At 37.1% G+C, this 21,160-nt stretch carries 21 protein-coding genes; 16 read left to right on the top strand and 5 right to left on the bottom strand.

What is annotated here, in order from left to right; all coding sequences use genetic code 11:
- Positions 1-77: 77 nt before the first annotated feature.
- The 3 genes from ACYQ0O_RS10195 to lpdA are packed head-to-tail and all read right to left on the bottom strand — an operon-like array spanning position 78 to position 2,995.
- Positions 78-752 (bottom strand): Crp/Fnr family transcriptional regulator, encoded by a 675-nt coding sequence (locus tag ACYQ0O_RS10195; RefSeq protein WP_459892712.1) that lies wholly within the window; start codon positions 750-752, stop codon positions 78-80.
- A gap of 20 nt (positions 753-772) precedes the next feature.
- On the bottom strand, positions 773-1,582 hold the full coding sequence (locus ACYQ0O_RS10190; protein ID WP_459892710.1) for an alpha/beta fold hydrolase: 810 nt from the start codon (positions 1,580-1,582) through the stop codon (positions 773-775).
- Between the two features lie 18 nt (positions 1,583-1,600).
- The gene (gene lpdA, locus ACYQ0O_RS10185) at positions 1,601-2,995 is read right to left on the bottom strand and encodes a dihydrolipoyl dehydrogenase (RefSeq protein ID WP_459892708.1); all 1,395 of its coding nucleotides are present in this window, start codon (positions 2,993-2,995) and stop codon (positions 1,601-1,603) included.
- 241 nt (positions 2,996-3,236) lie between these two features.
- Between lpdA and ACYQ0O_RS10180 the strand changes: the two genes are divergently transcribed.
- The 12 genes from ACYQ0O_RS10180 (at position 3,237) to ACYQ0O_RS10125 (ending at position 17,181) form a co-directional block, all read left to right on the top strand.
- Positions 3,237-4,511 carry an aminomethyltransferase family protein gene (locus tag ACYQ0O_RS10180; RefSeq protein WP_459892706.1) on the top strand — a complete coding sequence of 425 codons (1,275 nt, stop codon included), beginning with the start codon at positions 3,237-3,239 and terminating at the stop codon, positions 4,509-4,511.
- A 15-nt stretch (positions 4,512-4,526) separates the two neighbouring features.
- Complete coding sequence (gcvH, locus tag ACYQ0O_RS10175; protein ID WP_075069194.1) at positions 4,527-4,937, top strand: glycine cleavage system protein GcvH; 411 nt, start codon at positions 4,527-4,529, stop codon at positions 4,935-4,937.
- Positions 4,934-6,271, top strand: a complete 1,338-nt coding sequence (gcvPA, locus tag ACYQ0O_RS10170) for an aminomethyl-transferring glycine dehydrogenase subunit GcvPA (RefSeq protein ID WP_459892702.1) — start codon at positions 4,934-4,936, stop codon at positions 6,269-6,271. Before gcvH ends, gcvPA begins: the two co-directional genes overlap by 4 nt.
- The gene (gcvPB, locus tag ACYQ0O_RS10165; RefSeq protein ID WP_459892700.1) at positions 6,265-7,734 is read left to right on the top strand and encodes an aminomethyl-transferring glycine dehydrogenase subunit GcvPB; all 1,470 of its coding nucleotides are present in this window, start codon (positions 6,265-6,267) and stop codon (positions 7,732-7,734) included. Before gcvPA ends, gcvPB begins: the two co-directional genes overlap by 7 nt.
- Positions 7,735-7,736: 2 nt before the next feature.
- Positions 7,737-8,474 carry a lipoyl(octanoyl) transferase LipB gene (gene lipB / locus ACYQ0O_RS10160; protein ID WP_162507322.1) on the top strand — a complete coding sequence of 246 codons (738 nt, stop codon included), beginning with the start codon at positions 7,737-7,739 and terminating at the stop codon, positions 8,472-8,474.
- Positions 8,431-9,306 (top strand): lipoyl synthase, encoded by an 876-nt coding sequence (gene lipA / locus ACYQ0O_RS10155; protein ID WP_459892698.1) that lies wholly within the window; start codon positions 8,431-8,433, stop codon positions 9,304-9,306. Before lipB ends, lipA begins: the two co-directional genes overlap by 44 nt.
- A gap of 13 nt (positions 9,307-9,319) precedes the next feature.
- Positions 9,320-10,447, top strand: a complete 1,128-nt coding sequence (gene ald, locus ACYQ0O_RS10150; RefSeq protein WP_459892696.1) for an alanine dehydrogenase — start codon at positions 9,320-9,322, stop codon at positions 10,445-10,447.
- A 97-nt stretch (positions 10,448-10,544) separates the two neighbouring features.
- Complete coding sequence (locus ACYQ0O_RS10145; protein WP_459892694.1) at positions 10,545-10,994, top strand: Lrp/AsnC family transcriptional regulator; 450 nt, start codon at positions 10,545-10,547, stop codon at positions 10,992-10,994.
- 39 nt (positions 10,995-11,033) lie between these two features.
- Positions 11,034-12,419: an alanine/glycine:cation symporter family protein gene (locus ACYQ0O_RS10140; RefSeq protein ID WP_075069193.1), complete on the top strand. Its 1,386-nt coding sequence runs from the start codon at positions 11,034-11,036 to the stop codon at positions 12,417-12,419.
- Between the two features lie 44 nt (positions 12,420-12,463).
- Positions 12,464-14,116 carry an ABC1 kinase family protein gene (locus ACYQ0O_RS10135; RefSeq protein WP_459892692.1) on the top strand — a complete coding sequence of 551 codons (1,653 nt, stop codon included), beginning with the start codon at positions 12,464-12,466 and terminating at the stop codon, positions 14,114-14,116.
- 15 nt (positions 14,117-14,131) lie between these two features.
- Positions 14,132-16,567 (top strand): sensor domain-containing protein, encoded by a 2,436-nt coding sequence (locus ACYQ0O_RS10130; RefSeq protein ID WP_459892690.1) that lies wholly within the window; start codon positions 14,132-14,134, stop codon positions 16,565-16,567.
- A 59-nt stretch (positions 16,568-16,626) separates the two neighbouring features.
- The gene (locus ACYQ0O_RS10125; protein WP_459892688.1) at positions 16,627-17,181 is read left to right on the top strand and encodes an HD domain-containing protein; all 555 of its coding nucleotides are present in this window, start codon (positions 16,627-16,629) and stop codon (positions 17,179-17,181) included.
- Positions 17,182-17,195: 14 nt separating this feature from the next.
- On the opposite strand, the gene ACYQ0O_RS10120 is transcribed toward ACYQ0O_RS10125, so the two are convergent.
- Positions 17,196-17,672, bottom strand: coding sequence for a DUF2284 domain-containing protein (locus ACYQ0O_RS10120; RefSeq protein ID WP_075069205.1), 477 nt, complete (start codon positions 17,670-17,672; stop codon positions 17,196-17,198).
- A 60-nt stretch (positions 17,673-17,732) separates the two neighbouring features.
- Here ACYQ0O_RS10120 and ACYQ0O_RS10115 point away from each other — a divergent pair, with 60 nt between their 5' ends.
- The 4 genes from ACYQ0O_RS10115 (at position 17,733) to hypB (ending at position 20,640) form a co-directional block, all read left to right on the top strand.
- The gene (locus ACYQ0O_RS10115) at positions 17,733-18,236 is read left to right on the top strand and encodes an HIT family protein (protein WP_459892686.1); all 504 of its coding nucleotides are present in this window, start codon (positions 17,733-17,735) and stop codon (positions 18,234-18,236) included.
- Between the two features lie 135 nt (positions 18,237-18,371).
- The gene (locus tag ACYQ0O_RS10110; RefSeq protein ID WP_459892684.1) at positions 18,372-19,571 is read left to right on the top strand and encodes an aminopeptidase; all 1,200 of its coding nucleotides are present in this window, start codon (positions 18,372-18,374) and stop codon (positions 19,569-19,571) included.
- Between the two features lie 29 nt (positions 19,572-19,600).
- The gene (locus tag ACYQ0O_RS10105; RefSeq protein WP_459892682.1) at positions 19,601-19,966 is read left to right on the top strand and encodes a hydrogenase maturation nickel metallochaperone HypA/HybF; all 366 of its coding nucleotides are present in this window, start codon (positions 19,601-19,603) and stop codon (positions 19,964-19,966) included.
- A gap of 14 nt (positions 19,967-19,980) precedes the next feature.
- The gene (gene hypB, locus ACYQ0O_RS10100) at positions 19,981-20,640 is read left to right on the top strand and encodes a hydrogenase nickel incorporation protein HypB (RefSeq protein ID WP_459892680.1); all 660 of its coding nucleotides are present in this window, start codon (positions 19,981-19,983) and stop codon (positions 20,638-20,640) included.
- 53 nt (positions 20,641-20,693) lie between these two features.
- Here hypB and ACYQ0O_RS10095 read toward each other — a convergent pair whose 3' ends face one another.
- Positions 20,694-21,143 (bottom strand): Hsp20/alpha crystallin family protein, encoded by a 450-nt coding sequence (locus tag ACYQ0O_RS10095; protein WP_075069182.1) that lies wholly within the window; start codon positions 21,141-21,143, stop codon positions 20,694-20,696.
- Positions 21,144-21,160 lie beyond the last annotated feature (17 nt).

Raw genomic sequence — 21,160 nt, 5'->3', positions numbered from 1 at the left:
ATAATAAGTACCCTATTGAAAAATTTGACCACATTTAGAAATGTTCCAAGAAGGAAGAAGATGATTAAAATTAAACCTTAAATCAAGTTTAGCAACCTTGAAAGATCATTTATAACGATTTTCTTTTTGTCTTTTGTTAAGATCCCCTGCACCTTTAATCTCATAAGCTCCCTGTTTACTGTCTCCCTGGTAACACCAAGCATAGCTCCGAGATCCCTCTGGGTGAGTTCAAGGTCAAGGATAATTTTTTCCCCTTTCTTCTTTCCAAATCTATTGGAGAGATCAATAAGTGTCTTGGCAAGCCTTTTGGGAAAATTAGTATAACAAAGATCAGTTAGAAAATCATCGGTTTTCCTCAGCCTCTCGCATAGTGCAGCCATAATGGCTTCAAGAGCCTCTGTTTTTTTGAAAAGATAAGAATAAAATGTGTCCCTGTGGAGCACAAAAAGCTGGGTATCTGTAATTGCTATAGCGTCAGCAGAACGAGGAGACTTGTCCAGAAGAGATAGTTCTCCAAAAAAATCTCCATCACTAAATATTGAAATTATAAGTTCTTCTCCCTCTTCAGTTGGTATGGAAATCTTAATCTTACCTTTTTTTATAATGTATAGGGCATCTCCCATATCTCCTTTAAAAAAGAGTACCTGGTCTTTTTTTACTAACTTCATGGCCATCTTTGAACACATATCTATTAGCAACTCATCAGACATTTTCTCAAAAATAGGGATTTTTTTTAGTTCAAGGGGATCCATATGTTTCCTCGCAAAAACTTTTAAATAAAATCAGTTATAACTTTTGCCACCTCTTCTGGTGCCTCTTCAATTAGAGAATGTCCCTTACCTGGTATAAAGATTACCCTGTTACAAAGTGGTGAAAGTGATAAAATTTCCTGTATCCACTTTTTACTCGCAAGGGCATCCTCGTCTCCAACAATAATCTTATAGGGTCTATTTATGGCACTTATTAACCCTTTAACATCTGGATAAGGCAATATGGAATCAATTAATTTTAACAGGTTTTCCAGTTTATTTCTTTCAATTAGTGCGTCTATTATAGAATCCACCTTATCCTGATTTTGTTCTATAAAAGTGGATGAAAATATCCACGGGATTATGAATTTAAAAAGTGCAAAATCCCCAAGTAGTTCCAGGGTGTTTTTCCAATCATCTAAAATCATCTGCATCCTGGCCCCACCACATATACCAAGTAGGGCCAGTTTATTGACACGCTCTTCATAGTTTATTGCAAACATAGATCCAATAATAGATCCCAGGCTCATACCTACTATACTTATTTTCTCCAATCTAAGATGATTCATTAAGTGGAATAGATCCAGAACGTGCTTATCCAGGGAAATGGTCTGGTCCTGTATCTTACTCTTTCCCTGACCACGTAGGTCATAGAAAAGTAAGTTGGATTTATTATCTAACTGATCTATTAAAGGATACCAGTTAAAAATACATTGAAAAAGACCATTTATAAAGACAATTGTATCTCCTCTGTTATTATCAATATACTCAAAAAATAGTTCTACCCCGTCCTCAACCAAAATAAAGTCCCTTGTCTTTTTCTTTTCTCCCACAGTATATTACCTCTTTATTTAGCCGTGTATTGGCATTGACAGAGCCTTTAGGGAAAGCTCATGGAAAATTTCTGAGAGCGTGGGATGGGCAAAAATAGTCTTTTCAACATCATCTATCAAAGCCCCTTTTTGCAGTAAAACACACCCCACACCAATTAGTTCTGATGCATGTGGCCCAATTATGTGTATTCCTAAAATTTTTCTTGATTTTTTGTCAAACACTATCTTGGCATCTCCACTGATTTCCCCTGAAGTATGAGACCTTCCAATTGCACGGAACATAACCTGAGAGATATCAAAATCAAATCCCTGTTCCTTTGCCATCTCCTCTGTTATCCCTACACACCCTATCTCTGGATTTGTATAAACAACGCCTGGTACCCTATCATAGTCCATCTTTTTCTTCCCACCAAAAATATTTTCTATACAGCAGATAGCCTCGTGCATGGCAACATGGGCAAGCATAGGCCTTGTGGGACCAAGGCAATCACCTATTGCATATACATTGTCAATAGATGTCCTGAAAAATTCATCTGTTTTGATCCATCCATTTTCTGTTAACTCAACCTGACATTTATTAAAAAACTCCCCTGGTGCCCTTCCAATACAAACAGCCACCTTGTCACACAAGATTTCTTTTACCTCTTTTTTGTTCTTATCTACATATCTTACTTTCAATTTTCCGCTATCCAATTTTTCCACAGCATTAACTAAAGAATTTAAGCTGATTGATACCTTAAGTTTTTTCATTTCCCTTAAAATTAAAGAAGATGCAAAATGATCAATACCTTTAACAGGAAGCAACCTATCTAAGGCCTCAATAATATAAACCCTGCATCCCAAAGAGGCCAGGATATAGGCAAATTCACAACCAATCACCCCACCTCCTATAATAACCATACTCTCTGGAACTTCATTTAAACTTAATAAATCATCACTTGATAATATATACTCCCCATTAAATTCAATCCCCTTAAGGGGCCTTGGAACAGACCCAAGGGCTAATATAACACTATCGCCTTGAAAGGATTTTTCTCCCTCCTGCATCTTAACTGAGATGGAATCTGGACCTTTTAGCTCAGCCACCCCATGTACAATCTCAATTTTGTTCTTTTTTATTAGTGCTTCAACACCCCGCCTTAGGTTAGTTACAATTTTTTCCTTTCTCTTAACTATTCTATCCATTGAAACAAAAACATCCTTAACCTCAATTCCAAACTCCCGTGATTTTTTAATCTTATTAAATAGGTCCACAGAACTGATAATGGCCTTTGTTGGGATACAACCATAATTTAGACACGTACCCCCAACTTTGTCTTTTTCAACCAAAAGAACCTTTGCGCCCATCTGAGCTGCCCTGATTGCAGCAACATATCCCCCAGGCCCTGCACCTATAACAATTACCTTTTTCATAAAAAACCTCCTATTTTTTATTTACTCCAGTTAAAATAAATTGTCGACACTTAACTACGTGAATTAATTAAAAATTATTTTTTCATAAAAAAATTACATTTTTTTTATGTGTTTGTAAATTTTTTTATTAAATTTTTACAAAAAAATAAAATACCTCTTGACAAAATCTAGGATATTTGAAAAGATTATCACAGGATAAAACAGTGTTTATTTAAACCATAAAATAAATGGGGATGTGGTCATGAAAAAATATACACCACTATTTAATTGGCACAAGGAGAATAAGGCATTATTTGCCCTTTTTGGGGGATATGAGATGCCCCTTTGGTATGGTTCTGCAAAAGAAGAGCACCTATCTGTTTTAACCTCCTGTGGTATATTTGATACCTCTCACATGGCTGGAGTCCTTGTAAAAGGAAAGGATGCTGAAAAACTATTAAATCTCTGTTTTTCCAGGGACTTAACCAGGTGCGTGAAAAATGGAGCCATTAAATCTTCTTATTTAGTGTATGGAGTTTTTCTATCAGAAAAGGCCCATGTGATAGACGATGCCACTTTATATAAGGTCAATGATGAATTGTATTTTGTAGTGGTAAATGCCAGCATGGGAGACATAGTTGCAGATCATTTAAAGGAGAATAAAGGAGAATTTGAGGTAGAGATAGAAGATTTAACAGACAAACTTGGTAAAATGGACATCCAGGGTCCCACTGCCCCCAAAATTATGTACTCGTGTCTAAAGGATCCAGACAGGGTGTTTTCCCATTTTCCCTATTTTACATTTAAGGGATTTTTTGAGTCCTTTGATGAAGATGTGGACTCCAGTGTGGGAATGGTTCAACTGATAAATGGCAAAAATATCCTTCTCTCCAGATCAGGCTATACAGGGGAGATAGGATTTGAGATTTACTGCAGGGCTGAAGATACCGTTGAAATATGGGAGCTTCTAATCGGTAGAGGTAAAGGATTAAACATTACCCCCTGTGGTCTTGCAGCAAGGGATTCACTCAGGGCTGGTGCAAAGCTACCCCTATCCCATCAAGATATTGGCAATTGGCCTTTTTTAAACAATCCCTGGGATTTTTGCCTTCCCTGGAAAGAATACAAAAAAACTTTTACCAAAGATTTTATTGGGAGAAAATCCCTTGAGGAACTTTTACCGTCCTATTCTGTTTATACCTATCCATTTCTTGGAAAGGATTTAAGAAAGGTCAATCTAGAGGATCATCCCAGGGTTGTAACAGAAGGTGGTGAAGACATAGGTGAAGTTCTCACATGTTGCACTGATATGGGGATATCCCTTGTTAATGGTAAGGTGGTGTCTATTAATTCCAAAGACAAGCCTGAAGGTTTCAAGCCAAGGGGGCTTTGCTGTGGTTTTGTCAAAGTTAATAAACATCTCCCTCTAGATACCTGGGTGTATCTTAAGGACAAAAAGAGGAAGCTACCAGTAAAAATAGTGGAAGATATAAGGCCTGAGAAGACTGCAAGGAAAAACTTAAAAAACTTTTTATAATTTAGGAGGTGTCAAATGAAAGAGATTCAAGAATTAATTATTCCAGAGGACCTAAAATATACAAAAGAGCATGAGTGGGCAAGATTAGAGGGGGACAGGGTGCGTGTTGGAATAACTGATTTTGCCCAAGATCAACTTGGAGACATTGTGTTTGTTGAACTGCCAGAGGTGGGATCAGAATTTAATAAAGAGGAGCAGTTTGCCACTGTGGAATCGGTAAAGGCTGTATCTGAAGTATATATGCCTGTATCTGGAAAGATAGTAGAGATAAACCAGAATATTGTTGATAGCCCAGAGCTTGTAAATTCATCTCCCTATGATAAGGGATGGTTTGCTATCGTAAAGCCCAGGAACCTATCTGAATTAGATGAGCTTATGGACAACAAAGCATATCTTGAACTTTTAAAAGGAGAAGAAGAAAAATGAGGTATTTGCCACATACCCAGGACGAAATAAAAGAGATGCTAACCCTTTGCTCTGCAAGGGAATTAGAGGAACTTTTTACTACTATCCCTGAAAATTGCAAAAGAGATAAAGAATTAGATATCCCTGGTCCTTTAAGTGAATTAGAGCTATTAGACCACATAGATAAACTGGTTAAAGAGACAAAGACCACAAAGCAGGTAAAGTCCTTTATTGGAGCCGGGAGCTATGAACACTATATACCATCTGTAATACCATTTCTTTTACAGCGCTCGGAATTTTTTACTGCCTATACCCCCTATCAACCAGAAATAAGCCAGGGGACACTTCAGGCAATCTTTGAATATCAGACCCTTATGTGCAAACTCCTTTCAATGGAAGTATCCAATGCATCCATGTATGATGGGGCAACTGGACTTGCTGAGGCAATTTTCATGGCACTAAGGGTAAAGAAAAATAAAAATCTAGTAGCCATATCGAATACCATCCATCCCCATTACAGGGAAGTCTTAAATACATATTTTGAGACAAGGGATATAAAAGTTATAGAACTTGGATATACAAAAGATGGAAGAACTGATTTAAGCAGCCTGGATAAAAAAGAGGGTATCTGTGCAATAGCTGTTCAATCCCCAAACTTTTTTGGGTGCATTGAAGACCTAAAATCTGTATCTGAAAAAGCAAAGGAACTTGACGCCCTCTTTATCTGTTCATTTACTGAGCCCCTGGCCTATGGCCTGTTCAGGCCGCCTGGGGAATTTGACGCAGATATTTGTTGTGGGGAAGGCCAGTCCCTTGGTCTAAACCAATCCTTTGGCGGGCCGTCCCTTGGAATATTCACGTCAAAAATGAAGTATGTGAGAAATTTACCTGGCAGACTCGTTGGCATGACAAAGGACAGAGAAGGTAAAAGGGGTTTTGTGTTGACCCTATCTACAAGGGAGCAGCACATAAGACGTGAAAAGGCCACATCAAATATCTGTTCCAACCAGGGACTTTGTGCACTTACTGCTGCAATGTATATGGCCGTTATGGGTGAGAAGGGAATAAAAGAAGTGGCCTCACAGTGCTATCACAAGACAGAATACCTAAAAAAAGGCCTAAAAGAAGCAGGATTTAAAATTTCATTTAATTCACCTACATTTAATGAATTTGTGGTAGATTTTAATGGAAAGGGAGAAAAAATATTCAACATACTTAAAGAAAAAAATATAATTTTAGGCCTGCCCATAAAAAAATTTTATCCTGAGCTAAATGAACCATATCTAATAGCAGTAACAGAGACCAAGACAAAAGAAGATCTGGACACCTTAATCAGGGAGGTTTCATCATGTTAAAGGAATATAATGCCCAGGGAACCACAGGGCTTTTAATGGAAGAGGTACTCCTGTGGGAGACCGGGAAAAAGGGCAGAATAGGTTACAGCCTGCCTGCTTTAGATGTTGATGAAGATAGTAACATCCCCGGGGAACTTATAAGAGATAAGCTAGATATACCTGATTTGAGTGAAGTAGATGTGGTAAGACATTATACGCGCTTATCTACATGGAATTTTGGAGTGGACACAGGGACATATCCCCTTGGATCGTGCACAATGAAATACAATCCAAAAATCAACGAACAGATAGCATCAATGGATGAATTTTCAAAGGTGCATCCTCTATTTCCCGAAGATATGTCCCAGGGACCCCTAAAGCTCATGTACCATCTTCAAGAGCTTTTAAAAGAAATAACAGGACTGGATGGAGTAACCTTGCAACCTGCAGCAGGGGCCCATGGGGAATATACTGGAGTTCGAATTATATATGCGTACCACAAAAAAAACGGCACACCAAAGAAAAAGATGCTCATCCCTGACACTGCCCATGGAACCAATCCAGCATCCTCTGCAATATGTGGTTATGAACCTGTAAAGATCAAGTCTAATGAGCAGGGTATCTTATCAGTTGAAGAAGTTGATAAATACATGGATGAAGATACTGCAGGGATTATGGTAACCAATCCCAATACCCTGGGACTTTTTGAAGAGAATATAAAGGAAATAGCAGATATTATCCACAAAAGGGGAGGTCTGGTATATTGCGATGGCGCGAACCTGAATGCAATTATGGGGATAGTTGACCTCAAAAAATCGGGGATTGATGTTCTCCATATAAATCTCCACAAGACCTTTTCCGCTCCACATGGAGGAGGAGGCCCTGGCTCTGGTCCTGTGTGTGTAAGAGATCATTTAGTTGAATTCTTGCCTATACCAAGGATAATAGAGCAAGATGGGAAATATTTACTCTCTTATGACCACCCAGACAGTATTGGAAGGGTCCACTCCTTTTATGGAAATTTTTCTGTTATGGTAAAGGCCTATTGTTATATACTATCAATGGGAAATCTACTTAAAAAAGTAAGTGAACTTGCTGTATTAAATGCAAACTACATAAAAGAACAGCTAAAGGATACCCTTTATTTGCCCTATGATAGACCATGTATGCATGAGTGTGTTTTTACTGATAAAAATTTAGCAAAGTATAAGGTAACTACACTGGATCTAGCAAAAAGGTTGATTGACTATGGATTTCATCCACCTACTATATATTTCCCACTTGTTGTGCATGGAGCAATAATGATAGAGCCAACAGAAACAGAATCAAAGGAAAACCTTGACAGGTTTATCTGGGCTATAAAACAGATAGTAAAAGAGGCAGAACAAAATCCTGAGATTTTAAAAGAAGCACCACAAAATACAAAGGTAAAGAGGTTAGATGAAGTTCTGGCAGCAAGAAAGCCCATTTTAAAGGGATATTAACAATGTCTCATATACATAGAGAATGTAAAATCTATATTATTAAAGAACCAGTTGGATATGAGAAAATATGGAAAATTCAAAAGCACATTGTAGCAGAAAAAACAAATAGACTAAATAGGGAGGATGTCTTATTAATACTTGAGCACAAATCTGTTTACACCATAGGAAAAAACGGAAATAGATCTAATTTCCTTATTTCTGAAGAATTTATAAAAAATAAGGGAATAGATCTATATGAAATAGAACGTGGTGGAGATATTACATATCATGGTCCAGGTCAGATAGTTGTATATCCAATTTTTAACCTAAAATCACTAAAGATAGGTGTAAAGGATTTTGTATATCTACTTGAAGAAGTGATGATAGAAACAGCAAACTCATTTGGCATTGTCCTTACTAGAAGGGATATAAATAGGGGTGTTTGGTATAAGGATAAAAAAATCGGATTTATTGGGATATCAATTAAAAAAGGTATCACCTATCATGGCATTGCCCTGAATGTCTCCATGGATTTAACACCATTTTCCTGGATAAATCCATGTGGACTCAGGGGAGTTGAACTAACTGATTTCTCAAACATCATAGGAAAAGTTATTGATATAAATAAAGCCAAAGAAATTATAAAGGAGAAGTTTGTAGATGTTTTTAATATAAAGCCAGTTTTAACACAATATCTAACAACCCAGGATATAAATTATGAATCCTTTAAATTCACATCAGAAAAAGCCAGAGTGGCTTAAAAAAAAGCTCCCCTCCTCTCCCTGCTTTGGGAGGACAAAATCCTTTTTAGAGAAAAATCACTTAAATACAGTTTGTGAAGAGGCAAGGTGTCCCAACAGGTGGGAGTGCTTTACCAAGGGCACTGCCACCTTTTTGATTATGGGACCATACTGCACAAGGAACTGCAGGTTTTGTTCTGTGGAGCACAAAAAGCCTGTACCCTTAAGAGAAGATGAACCATATGGTATTTTAGAATTTATAGAAAAGATGTCTCTGAAATATGTGGTAATAACTTCTGTTACCAGAGATGATTTAGAAGATGGGGGTGCATCACATTTTGCAAAAATAATAAAACTCATTAAGCAAAATTGTCCAGGAGTAGGGGTGGAGGTGCTTGTGCCTGATTTTTTGGGAAACATATCTTCCTTAAAAACCGTATTAGAGGCAAAGCCAGATGTTTTTAACCACAATGTGGAAACAGTAAAAAGATTATATAACAAGGTAAGACCTGGAGCAGATTATGGTAGATCAATTGGATTGCTAAAAAATGCCAAAGACATTGCCCCAGACATTCCAACAAAATCAGGCATTATGGTGGGTCTTGGTGAAACCATAGAAGAACTTGTAGAAACTTTTTTTGACCTGAAAAACTCAGGTGTGGATATTTTAACCATTGGACAATATTTAAGACCCACCAAGAGACAGGTGGAGGTATCAAAGTATTACCATCCCCAAGAATTTATAGAACTGGAAAGGACAGGCAAAAAGATTGGATTTAAGGAGGTTGTCTCAGGGGTGTTTGTTAGAAGTTCATACAGGGCCCATGAGACATTTATTAACATAAAAGCCTAAAATAGGAGGGGTTATGAGAATAGGTTGCCCAAAAGAGATCAAAAACAACGAATTCAGGGTGGGCTTAACACCAGCTGCGGCAAGGGCCTATGTGGAAGCAGGACATGAAGTCTTTATACAAAAAGGAGCAGGAGTGGGATCTGGAATAGAAGATAAGGAATACCAGGCAGTTGGTGCAAAGATCTTGGAAACTGCAAAAGATGTCTGGGACATAGCTGAGATGATAGTCAAGGTAAAGGAACCTTTGCCTGATGAATATGAGCTCATGAGACCTTCTCAAATTTTATATACATATTTTCACTTTGCAGCGGACAAAGAGCTGACCAAGGCATGCATGGAAAGGGAAATAATTGCAATTGCCTATGAGACTGTCCAGGAGACAGATGGTTCTCTCCCCCTTTTAAAACCCATGAGCGAGGTAGCAGGGAGAATGGCACCACTTATGGGGGCATATTTTCTGGGAAAACCTCGTGGAGGAAGAGGTATCCTGACCACAGGGGTTCCTGGGGTATTTCCTGCAAATGTGCTTATTATAGGTGGTGGTACTGTAGGTACCAATGCAGCCAAAACTGCAGCAGGGCTTGGTGCAAATGTTACGGTCTTAGATATAAATGTGAACACATTGGAACATCTTGAAAATATCCTTCCTCCAAATGTATTTACCCAATTTAGCAACGCCCATAACCTGGAAGTTGCCCTGCAAAAGGCAGACATGGTGGTTGGTGCAGTCCTAATCCCTGGGGCCAAGGCTCCAAAATTGATCACAAGGGAGCATCTAAAGATCATGAAACCTGGTTCAGTGATCGTTGATGTATCAATTGACCAGGGTGGGTGTGCAGAGACCTCTAAACCAACTACCCACAGTGATCCTGTATTTGTGGTGGATAATATAGTTCACTACTGCGTTGCAAATATGCCTGGTGCCTATGCAAGGACTTCTACCTTTGCCTTAAACCACGCAACAATAAAATATGGTCTGGAAATAGCAAATAAAGGAGTAAAAAAGGCCTGCCTTGAAAACCCAGCTATCTGTAAGGGACTGAATATGGTCAAAGGAAAGCTTACCTGTGGACCTGTTGCAATGGCCTTTGAAATGGAAGATGCTTGCATACTACCAGAAAAGGCCCTGGAATTGATCTAAATTTTTTAATCCTCAAGCCAAAATTAGTTGAAAAAAAAACAAATTTGGTTTAAATATCCCATTTAAATTTTTAATAAAGACAGTATTGTCAAAAATCATGAACATAAAAGTAGATGAAATAAATTTAGAAATTATAAAAGAGCTGAGGGAAGGTAGAAAGTCGTTTAAGAAAATAGCTAAGAAACTTGGCATTACAGAAAATACTGTAAGGGCCAGGGTTAAGAAAATGGTGGATGCAGGTCTGCTATCTATAGAAGGCCTGGTTGATATTGAGGGAATACCTAATCACCAGTTGGTAATAATAGGTGTGAAATTAAAGACCACTGACATGTTCAAAAAAGGAGAAGAATTTAGCAGACTTAGAGGTGTTGTATCTGTAAGTGTAGTAACTGGAAGGTATGATCTCATGTTATTTGTCATATTCAACGATAAATATGGTCTCAAAGAATTTTACGCAGAAGAAGTGAGCAAAATAGAGGAGGTCCAGTCACTTGAGACCTTTGTGATTTATAAAGGGTATAATGTTAGGGTTCCATATGTATTGTAGGTTAAAAATTTCTAACCAAGATTTAAGGAGGACCTTATTATGATGGATTTGTTAAATGCCCTGGACAGTTTCATGTGGGGTAAGTACATGATGGTTGCCTTATTTTTCACAGGTATCCTGCTTACCATTAGATATCGTGGCATTCAATTTAGAAAACTGGGTTTAGCCCTAAAACTCGCCTTTACAGGTGCATCCTTTAAATCCAAGGCAAAGGGTGAAGGGGACATCACCCCTTTTCAGGCATTGATGACCACCCTAGCTGCAACAGTGGGTAATGGAAACATAGCTGGTGTTGCAACAGCAATTGCCTTAGGCGGTCCTGGTGCAGCTCTCTGGATGTGGATCACTGCCCTGGTGGGTATGGCCACAAGGGCCACAGAGGCACTTTTAGGTGTCAAATACCGCAGAAAGGCAGAAGATGGCACTATGATTGGTGGTGCATTTTACTATTTGGAGGATGGGGCTTCTCAATTTTTGGGAAAACCCATTGGAAAAATCCTGGCCATTGCCTTTGCATTTTCAGGTATGATTGCTGCATTTGGTATTGGATGTATGGTTCAATCAAACAGTGTAGCCCTATCAGTTGCAAAGCTCTTTCATATACAAAATGTAACAACAAGTAACTATATTGTTGGGATAATTTTGGCTGTATTTACAGCCGCAGTAATCTTGGGTGGTATCCAGAGATTGGGACAGGTTACAGAATTCTTTGTTCCTTTTATGGCCATTATCTATATCTCTGGTGGACTTCTCGTAATCCTTCTAAACATTGGAAATATTGGCACTGCCCTGGCAATTATTTTTAAGAGTGCATTTACTGGTCAGGCTGCAGTTGGTGGATTTGCAGGGGCAACTGTTGCAAAGGCACTTCAATTTGGTGTTGCAAGGGGAATCTTTTCAAATGAAGCAGGTCTTGGTACTGGTTCTTTGGCCCATGCTGCAGCAAAGACCGCTGATCCTGCAAGGCAGGGACTTGTTGGAATGGTTGGTACCTTTATTGATACCATTGTCACATGTTCAATTACTGCCCTTGCAATTGTTATGACTGGGGTTTGGTCAAATGGAGAAACTTCAACAGCCCTTACAATCTCTGCATTTAGTTCCACACTGGGGACTGCAGGTGCTTACATAGTAACTATTGGCTCAGCTCTATTTGGATATTCCACAATCCTTGGATGGTCCTATTATGGTGAGCAATGCACAGAATATCTTTTTGGCTCCAAGACCAATATTCCATACAGGATACTTTTTGTAATAGCTGCCTTTATTGGTGCAGTTGCAAAACTGTCATTTGTATGGACATTATCAGATGTCTTAAATGGCTTTATGGCAATTCCAAACTTAGTGGGTCTTATAGTGCTAAGCGGTGTTGCAGCCAGGACCATGGATGAGTACTTGGATAAAATGAAATCAGGTCAAGCATAAAAATTAGAGGGGGCGTCTTTAAAGCCCCCCTTTTCTAAAATATTGTGGATATATTTTCTTTCTCAAAAATAAATAGATATAAAAAAATAGTACTTACCCTGGCAAAATACGGATTTGAAGATATTGTATCTAGACTACAAACCTTATATCCATTCAAGATATCCCCTAAAAAAACAAAAGAGATACCAAAAGATACCTATAAAAGGATTAGGCTGGTACTTGAAGAGCTTGGTCCCACTTTTGTTAAATTTGGACAGATCCTGAGCCTTAGAACAGATTTAATACCAGTTGAACTGGCAAATGAACTAAGTCAGCTTCAAGATATGGTGGAAGGGGAGCCATTCCACGTAATTGTTGTTCAAATAGAAAAAACCCTACAAAATAAGGTGGATGAAATCTTTTCTTATATAAGTCCTGATCCAATTGCTGCAGGTTCCCTTGCCCAGGTCCATGGGGCTATTTTAAAAAAAGAAAATATCCATGTTGCCATAAAAATCAAACGGCCTAACATTGAAAATACAATAAAGACAGATCTGGCAATCCTGGAAGAGATTGCAAATGTAATCAATGAAAAAATAGAGCTTTTAAAGGTCTACAGCCTTCCAGAGATAGTTCAAGAAATAAAAAAGATGATATTAAATGAACTGGATTTTAAAAGAGAGGTCAGAAATATCAACATAGCTTCTCATAATTTTAGAGATGACAACAAATTTTATTTGCCAAAGATATTTGGAGAGTATTGCACCAGGGAAATCATTGTAATGGAAAAATTAAAGGGGAAAAGCCTAAAAATAGCTATTTCCAACATGGATTTTGATACCAGAAAAAAAGTAGCCCATCAACTCCTTGATATTTTTATAAAACAAATCTTTGAACACGGTTTTTTCCATGCAGACCCACATCCTGGAAATATCTTTATATTAGAAGACAATAGAATCTCTTTACTTGATTGGGGCATGACTGGAAGACTATCTAAGTCCATTAGATTTAAATTAATTGACTTGGTAGAAGGAGTTGTTAAAAAGGATATAGAACAGGTAATGGATGTGGTCCTCTATATGTGTTACCAGAGCCAAACCTCTGACTTAATCACCCTATCCATGGAAATTCAGGATTTTATTGATGAGTACTATTCCCTTGCATTAAAAGATATTCACCTGGGAAAGATGCTGATGGAAATAACCACCATATTGCACAGACACAAGATGCGAATCAGACCTGAGGTTGCAGTGTTAATCAAGGCCTTTGTTACAAGTGAAGGATCAGGTAGACTCATCTATCCCGAGGTTGACGTAATATCTGAACTAAAACCATATGTAAAAAAGTTAGTGTTAACAAAGATGTCTCCATCAAACATGTACTTTGAATTTAAAAAGGGGATATCTTCATTCCTACTTTTAAAAGAATATCCAAGAAAAATAGATAGACTCTTAGATAAACTGGACCAAAACAAGCTATCAATTGGGTTTGAACACAAAAAATTGGACAATCTAATAAAGACATTGGATAGGATAACAAACAGGTTGACCCTTGCCCTTTTAACTGCAGCAATGATACTTGGATCTTCTATAATAATAACAACAAAAATTCCCCCACTCTTATTTGGATACCCTTTAATTGGACTAATTGGCTATCTATTTTCAGCCTTTTTTGGAGCATGGGTAATCTTTGATATTATAAGGCGAAAAAAATTTTAAATCTGGGGAATCAATATGGATCAATTAAATAATTTTAACTTTCAGGAAATAGAACACTTCTTTAAAGTGTTGATGGAACACAATCCAGTTTTGGTGTGTTTTAAGGATAAAGATGGAAGATGGATTTTTGCAAATAAATATACATTAGAACTTTTTGGTTTAACTGAGATAGATTACAGGGGAAAGACAGACCTGGATTTAATAGAATACGCTCCTTTTCATAAACAGACATTTGAATATTGCACAGTAACAGATAAAATATCCTGGGAAAATAGACATATTACAAAAACAATAGAAAAGATTGAAAGGCCAAATGGGGAAGATGTCTTCCTTGAACTTCTTAAGATACCTTTGTTTCACAAAAATGGAACTCCCAAAGGACTAATAGTAGTTGGGAATAATGTCACGGAATTTATTGAGAAGAACAATAGATTAACATTAAAAAATCAACTTTTAATCCAGGCAGAAAAAGTAGCAAAAATGGGAAGCTGGCTCTGGAATATAAATTCAAATGAAGTAGAATTATCAGAGGGAATTAAAACACTTCTCAATATAAAAGTTGAAAAAAATAGGATTCCCAAGGAAAGATTTTTAGAGTTTTTCTCTGAGGATGAAAAGAAATTCTTAAAAGAAAATATATTTAATCAAAAAGATTTTACCACCTGTGGATTTCAAAGAATATTTAAAAAAGATCTTGTCTTTTTTAGGCATTTTATATCCTGCATTACAGATCTTAATTACGACCAATCAGTCATAGGGATAATCCAGGATATAACAGATATATCGAATATGTCATATAAACTCCAACTTGCCACTATAATATTTAACAAGGCACTGGAGGGAGTAGTTATAACCGATCCTGAAGGAACTATAATTGATGTAAATCCAGCCTTTACTAAAATAACAGGTTATACAAAACAAGAGGCAATTGGCAAAAATCCCAGAATACTTAAATCAAATAAACATCCTCCTGAATTTTATAAGAAGATGTGGGAGGACTTAACTAAAAAAGGGTGGTGGGAAGGTGAAATATGGAACAGGAGGAAAAATAAAGAAGTTTATCCTGAAATATTATCAATACATGCCATTAAAAACAGAAATGGAAAAACTATTAATTATGTATCTGTATTTTACGATCTAACAACCCAGAAAAGAATAGAGGAGGAATCAAAATTTTTTCGTTTTTACGATCCATTAACTGGTCTTATGAACAGAGAGTTCTTTGTAACCAAGATAAGGGAGTTAACAGAAAAAAAAGAAAAGGAGAGGTTTTGTATAATTATTGCAGATATTGATGACTTTAGACAACTAAATGAAATTTATTCATATACCCTGGGAGATCAAATATTAATAGCAAAAAGCAAAGGACTTATCAACCTCTTTGATAAAGAGCACGTTGCAAGGATAGGAGAAGATACTTTTGCTATTATTTATAAATTCAATAAGCTGTCAAATATTGAAGAGGCAATCCGCAAGATGAAGTCGAATTCTTACGAAGTGGTATTAGAAGGCATTAAATTAAACCTGACCTGCTCCTATGGAATCAGCATATATCCTGATGATGCAACTGATGCAAACGACCTGTTGAGATATGCAGAGTCTGCTTTAAGTCTTGCAAGAAAAAAAGGCCCAGGTAACTATATGTATTTTAATAGAGACTTTCTAGAAAGATCTCAAAAAAGATTCTCAACTATAGAGGAGTTGAAAAAGGCAATAGAAGCACAGGAGTTCGTACCCTTTTATCAACCCAAAGTAGATGCCAGTTCTGGGAAAATTAAAGGTTTTGAAGCCCTTGTAAGATGGATTAAACCTGACGGTTCTATAGTTCCCCCAGCACAGTTCATCCCCCTTGCTGAAGAAACAGAACTAATAGTCCCCATGACTATAAATATGGCGAGAAAGATAGCAAAAGATATGAGCATAATTTTAAAAAAATTTCATAAGAAAAAAATAAAATGTGCCATAAATCTATCTGTGTGTTGTATAAACAAGATTAATTGGCTTGAGTATTTTCAAAAATTATCTAGAGAATTCCATATTCCACTTAGCAGTTTTGAAGTAGAGGTCACAGAGACCATGGTAATGACAGATGAAGTGGAAATAATAAACCAGCTTAATATCCTATCACAAAACAATATAACTATTTGCCTGGATGACTTTGGTACAGGATATTCTTCACTATCTTTTTTAAAAAGGCTTCCAGTGGGCCTTGTAAAGATAGATAAATCTTTTATCAATAACCTAACCTCTTCAATAGATGACCAGAATATAGTAAAGGCGATAATTGAAATGAGCAAGGCATTGGGCAAAAAGGTATGTGCCGAAGGGGTAGAGACTCAAGACCAACTGAATATATTAAGGATTTTGGGCTGTGATCAAATACAGGGATATTATTTTAGTCCCCCTGTAAATTTTGAAAGCACACTTAACTTACTAAATAGATTCAGTTAAATTCACACACTTATAGCCAGGTTTATCACTTTGATAACTCTGGGTCAGGAGGAGACCATATGGACAGAGGAGAAGCATTAAAAATTTTAACCAATCACATCCATGAAAAGTCTTTAATATTCCATTCCCTAGAGACAGAGGCTGTAATGAAGGCACTGGCCAAACACTTTTCTGAAGATGAAAATTTGTGGGGAATTACAGGTCTACTTCACGATATTGATTATGAACAAACCAAAGACAACCCTGAAAAACACGGTTTTATTGCAACTGAAAAAATCTTAAAAGACAAACTCCCTGGGGATGCGTTACATGCCATTGCTGCCCATAACATGGAATACACCGGGGTACAACCTGAGACAAAAATGGATTTTGGGCTAAGATGTGGAGAAACTGTAACAGGACTAATCAGGGCCAATGCCTTAGTTAGACCAACAAAGATGAAGGGAATGAAGGTTAAGAGCTTAAAGAAAAAGATGAAAGATAAAAGCTTTGCAGCAAATGTATCCAGGGAAAGGATAATGGAATGCGAAAAACTAGGCCTTGAATTGAGTGAATTCTTGCAAATCGCAATATCTGCGATCTCGGATATAGCAGAAGAAGTTGAGCTGGTTTAATTTTATCTTTATAGCTATGATTTAAAGATAAGTGAATATAAGACACTTTCTGTAAAATCAATGGATGTAATAGACGCAAGTTCAATACCAATTGCATCCACTGAAGGCCTGATTTTCCCGGGCATTAAACATCTTTGATTAATTTCAAACGCACAGTTTACACACAAGTTGCAACTCCCAGGAAACAGAGAAAAGCTATAAGGATTACCCATGGAAAATAGTTCTTTTTCCCTATGTAAAAGGTAATGGATAATATTTCTTTTATCCTGTTCAAAATTTTCTCTACTTACTAAAAATTTTATTAAAATTGCTGTACTATAACTTTTAACCCAATTTCTCGCCTCTTTCCACGAAGGAACAAAGGGAGGACATGTTGGCCGGGCCCCATGCATGGGACATGAGACACATTTCCATACAGGACGTGGGGATACAACTATTTTACCAGTGGATATTTCTTCTTCAAAGACTATTTTTACTGATGAACTGTCCATGTCATGGAAGGATAAATAAATTAAAGTTAATTTACAATAAGTTTTTAAGCAGGTAAAGATATGGATCAAGGATGCATTTTTTGTAATTCAAAAAATTTTCTTAAAACTCATTTAATCTATTCTGGAATCAATCTATACGCCATATTTGATAGCTATCCAGTGTCTCCAGGACACGCACTTGTTGTTCCTAAAAGACATATACCTTCTATGTTTGATTTAACTACCAATGAATGGAGGGAACTATTTAATATCCTGATAATTGTGAAAAAATTGATTGAGCAAAAAGATTTAAAAGGACTATACATTGAATTAATAAAAAACTCCAAAGATAAAAAAGCCAACTTCTTTTACAATAATATGCTAAAAAAACTTAACAAAAATTCAAGAATAGAAGGTTATAATATTGGTATTAATGAAGGAGAAGTTGCAGGACAGACAATTGATCACCTGCATATCCACATTATCCCCCGTTATCTAAACGATGTCCCCAATCCCATAGGGGGTGTGAGGAATGTAATACCTGAACTGGGAGACTATAAAAAAGAAATTTTCCCATCTAAATAACAATAGAAAAAATTAACTATCCTGGACTTTATTTCTTCTTGCAAATCTAGCTAGATATCTATAACATTTGGCTCTTGGGAAATTACTGTAAACTTAACCAAAGTTTTATAAACTTGGGTTAAAAGGGGTATTTAGATGCTTAACAAAGACCTTCTCAAAAGATATGCAAGGGTGCTGTTTTGGGGGCTTGAGACAGCAAGACTGGATAAATTCTCCAAAGAAGACATAATTTTAGTTAGATACGACCTGCCTGGAAGGGAGCTTGCGAGCGTTGTATTTAGTGAGGTATTAAAAAGAAAGATGTATCCTATCCAGAGGATAACCCTCTCTCCTTCAATGGAATATTCCTTCTATTTAATTGGTGATGAGGATCAAATATCTTTTATACCACCTGGAGAAAAAGAACTCTTCAGCAATTTAAATGGCCTTATCTCTATTCTGGCACCAGAGTCCCTTACCCATTTAAAAGACGTTGATCCAGGGAAAATTGGGAGGTCCCTTATATCTAGAAAGTTCTTAAGGGACATTTTAGATGAGAGGGAAAATAAAGGCCTTTTTTCATGGACCCTGTGTTTAATGCCAACAGATGAGCTCGCTAAAAATGCAGGCCTTAGCATCTCTGAATATACAGACCAAATCATTAAGGCATGCTATTTAGATTATGAAGAGCCAGAAAAAAAATGGCAGGAAATATTTGAAAATGCAAAACACATAAAGGAATTTCTAAATTCCCTTGAAATAGATACCCTACACCTTGAATCTGAAAGGTGCGATTTATATGTAACTCCTGGTAAAGACAGGAGATGGATTGGAATATCAGGACACAATATCCCCAGCTTTGAGATCTTCACCTCTCCAGATTGGCGGGGCACAAAAGGTGTTTTTTACATGGACCAACCTTCATTTAGATCTGGGAACCTGATAAAAGGGCTTAAGTTAGAATTTAATGAAGGTAGGGTTGTTAAATTCACTGCACAAGAAGGGGAACTTTTTGTGGAAAAACAGATCCATGTAGATGACAATGCATGTAAAATTGGAGAATTCTCATTAACTGACAAGAGATTTTCAAGGATAGATAGGTTCATGGCACACACCCTTTATGACGAAAATTTTGGAGGGAAACAGGGCAATTGTCACATTGCACTTGGCGCTTCATATGCTGAAACATATGTCCATGGAGGAGAAAAATTAACCAGAGATTTGAAAGAGGAGTTGGGATTTAACGACTCTGCCCTCCACTGGGACCTAGTGAACACTGAACAGAAAAAGGTAACAGCCCACTTAAGGGGCGGAGGTAAAAGGGTAATCTACCAGGATGGTGTGTTTGCCATATAACTTTATTACCTTAGGGAGCTTATAGTTTAATGCATGAGATGTCCATTGCTCAGGGGATTATGGATATAGTTAAACAGGAGATGTCAAAAAATAACATGAAAATTCTCCTGAAGGTCAAGATCAGGACAGGTAAATTAAATGCAATTGTACCAGAGGCACTACAGGTGTGTTTTGATATATTACTCCAGGACACCCCATGGCCTGGTGCCATGTTGGAGATAGAAACAGTGCCAATTAAACTCAAGTGTTCAGGCTGTTCCCATGTTTTTTTACCACAAGACCAGGAATTTATAGGTTCAATAATACAGGCCCCATGCCCAAAATGTGGAGCTGAAGTTGGACACCAAATAATCTCTGGGAAAGAGCTTTTAATTGAATATATTGAAGCAGAATAAAAGGAGTAAGAAGCATGAAAATTCCAGTAATTAGGAAAATCTTGGAAATAAACGAGGAAAAAGCCAGTGAACTAAAGCAAAAATTCGACAAAAACAATACCCTTGTACTCAACTTAATCAGTTCCCCTGGAGCTGGAAAAACCACCTTACTGGTAAGAACCTTATCAGCTTTAAAGGAAGAGTTTTCCATGGGGGTTATAGAAGGGGATATCCAGACCACTACAGATGCTGAAAAGATTGCAAAGACAGGAGTTCAGACTGTTCAAATAAACACAGAAGGTGCATGCCATTTAGACAGCAAAATGATCTATGCAGCAACAGAAAAGATGGACATTGATGGACTCGACATCCTTTTTGTTGAAAATGTTGGAAATCTGGTCTGTCCTGCTGAGTTCAAGGTTGGAGAAGACTATAAAATAGCACTCTTAAGTATCCCAGAAGGCGATGACAAGCCAGAGAAGTATCCCTTGCTCTTCTCAGAGGCCAGGGTACTGCTCTTAAATAAGATTGACCTACTTCCCTATCTTGATTTTGATGTGGAAAAAGTAAAAAACGTAGTCAAATCCTTAAATAAAGATATTGAGATATTCATGGTTTCTGCCAAAACAGGAGAAGGATTTGATGATTGGCTAAATTGGCTTAAAATGAAAGTAAAAGGAAAAAAAGAAATATAACAAAAAACAAAAAGGCAGAGGAATTATTCCTCTGCCTTTTTAATATCCATTCACTATGACTCAATGGGGATCTTCTTGCCCCTTGCCTCTTCTTTTTTGGGTAGTCTGATTTCCAGCACACCATTTTTAAATTTTGCAGAGACCTTGGATTCGTCAATCTCTGTGGGTAATGGTATGGACCTATAGAATGAACCATAGCTGCACTCAATCCTGTGGAAATTGTCCTTTTTCTCCTCTTCTTCTAATTTCTTTTCTCCCTTTAAAATCAATGTGTTATTTTGAATTGTCAGTTCTACATCCTTTGGATCAAGACCCGGTAGCTCTGCCCTGACCTTGACCTCCTTTTCGTTTTCACTAATGTTCACAGCGGGATATGTTACATCTCTAAATAGAGAGAAATTAAAGGGATCCCTCCACAGATTCTCCATAAGATCAAAGATAGATTCTGTCTTTGCTACGTCGTTCTCCTTCCTCAGTGCTGGCAGAAACCTTAATCCTAACATATCCCATCACCTCCTTT

This window comes from Desulfothermus okinawensis JCM 13304, from assembly GCF_054654515.1.
Note: the sequence above shows the minus strand (reverse complement) of the source record. Positions and strands in the feature narration are given on the sequence as shown.

Coding starts and splice junctions, on each gene's coding strand:
- lipB (WP_162507322.1), top strand. CDS start 7,737: ATGTCTCATATACATAGAGAATGTAAAATCTATATTATTAAAGAACCA.
- ACYQ0O_RS10130 (WP_459892690.1), top strand. CDS start 14,132: ATGGATCAATTAAATAATTTTAACTTTCAGGAAATAGAACACTTCTTT.
- ald (WP_459892696.1), top strand. CDS start 9,320: ATGAGAATAGGTTGCCCAAAAGAGATCAAAAACAACGAATTCAGGGTG.
- ACYQ0O_RS10145 (WP_459892694.1), top strand. CDS start 10,545: ATGAACATAAAAGTAGATGAAATAAATTTAGAAATTATAAAAGAGCTG.
- gcvPB (WP_459892700.1), top strand. CDS start 6,265: ATGTTAAAGGAATATAATGCCCAGGGAACCACAGGGCTTTTAATGGAA.
- ACYQ0O_RS10125 (WP_459892688.1), top strand. CDS start 16,627: ATGGACAGAGGAGAAGCATTAAAAATTTTAACCAATCACATCCATGAA.
- ACYQ0O_RS10115 (WP_459892686.1), top strand. CDS start 17,733: ATGGATCAAGGATGCATTTTTTGTAATTCAAAAAATTTTCTTAAAACT.
- gcvPA (WP_459892702.1), top strand. CDS start 4,934: ATGAGGTATTTGCCACATACCCAGGACGAAATAAAAGAGATGCTAACC.
- ACYQ0O_RS10095 (WP_075069182.1), bottom strand. CDS start 21,143: ATGTTAGGATTAAGGTTTCTGCCAGCACTGAGGAAGGAGAACGACGTA.
- lipA (WP_459892698.1), top strand. CDS start 8,431: ATGAATCCTTTAAATTCACATCAGAAAAAGCCAGAGTGGCTTAAAAAA.
- gcvH (WP_075069194.1), top strand. CDS start 4,527: ATGAAAGAGATTCAAGAATTAATTATTCCAGAGGACCTAAAATATACA.
- ACYQ0O_RS10120 (WP_075069205.1), bottom strand. CDS start 17,672: ATGGACAGTTCATCAGTAAAAATAGTCTTTGAAGAAGAAATATCCACT.
- hypB (WP_459892680.1), top strand. CDS start 19,981: ATGAAAATTCCAGTAATTAGGAAAATCTTGGAAATAAACGAGGAAAAA.
- ACYQ0O_RS10105 (WP_459892682.1), top strand. CDS start 19,601: ATGCATGAGATGTCCATTGCTCAGGGGATTATGGATATAGTTAAACAG.
- ACYQ0O_RS10180 (WP_459892706.1), top strand. CDS start 3,237: ATGAAAAAATATACACCACTATTTAATTGGCACAAGGAGAATAAGGCA.
- ACYQ0O_RS10140 (WP_075069193.1), top strand. CDS start 11,034: ATGATGGATTTGTTAAATGCCCTGGACAGTTTCATGTGGGGTAAGTAC.
- ACYQ0O_RS10110 (WP_459892684.1), top strand. CDS start 18,372: ATGCTTAACAAAGACCTTCTCAAAAGATATGCAAGGGTGCTGTTTTGG.
- lpdA (WP_459892708.1), bottom strand. CDS start 2,995: ATGAAAAAGGTAATTGTTATAGGTGCAGGGCCTGGGGGATATGTTGCT.
- ACYQ0O_RS10195 (WP_459892712.1), bottom strand. CDS start 752: ATGGATCCCCTTGAACTAAAAAAAATCCCTATTTTTGAGAAAATGTCT.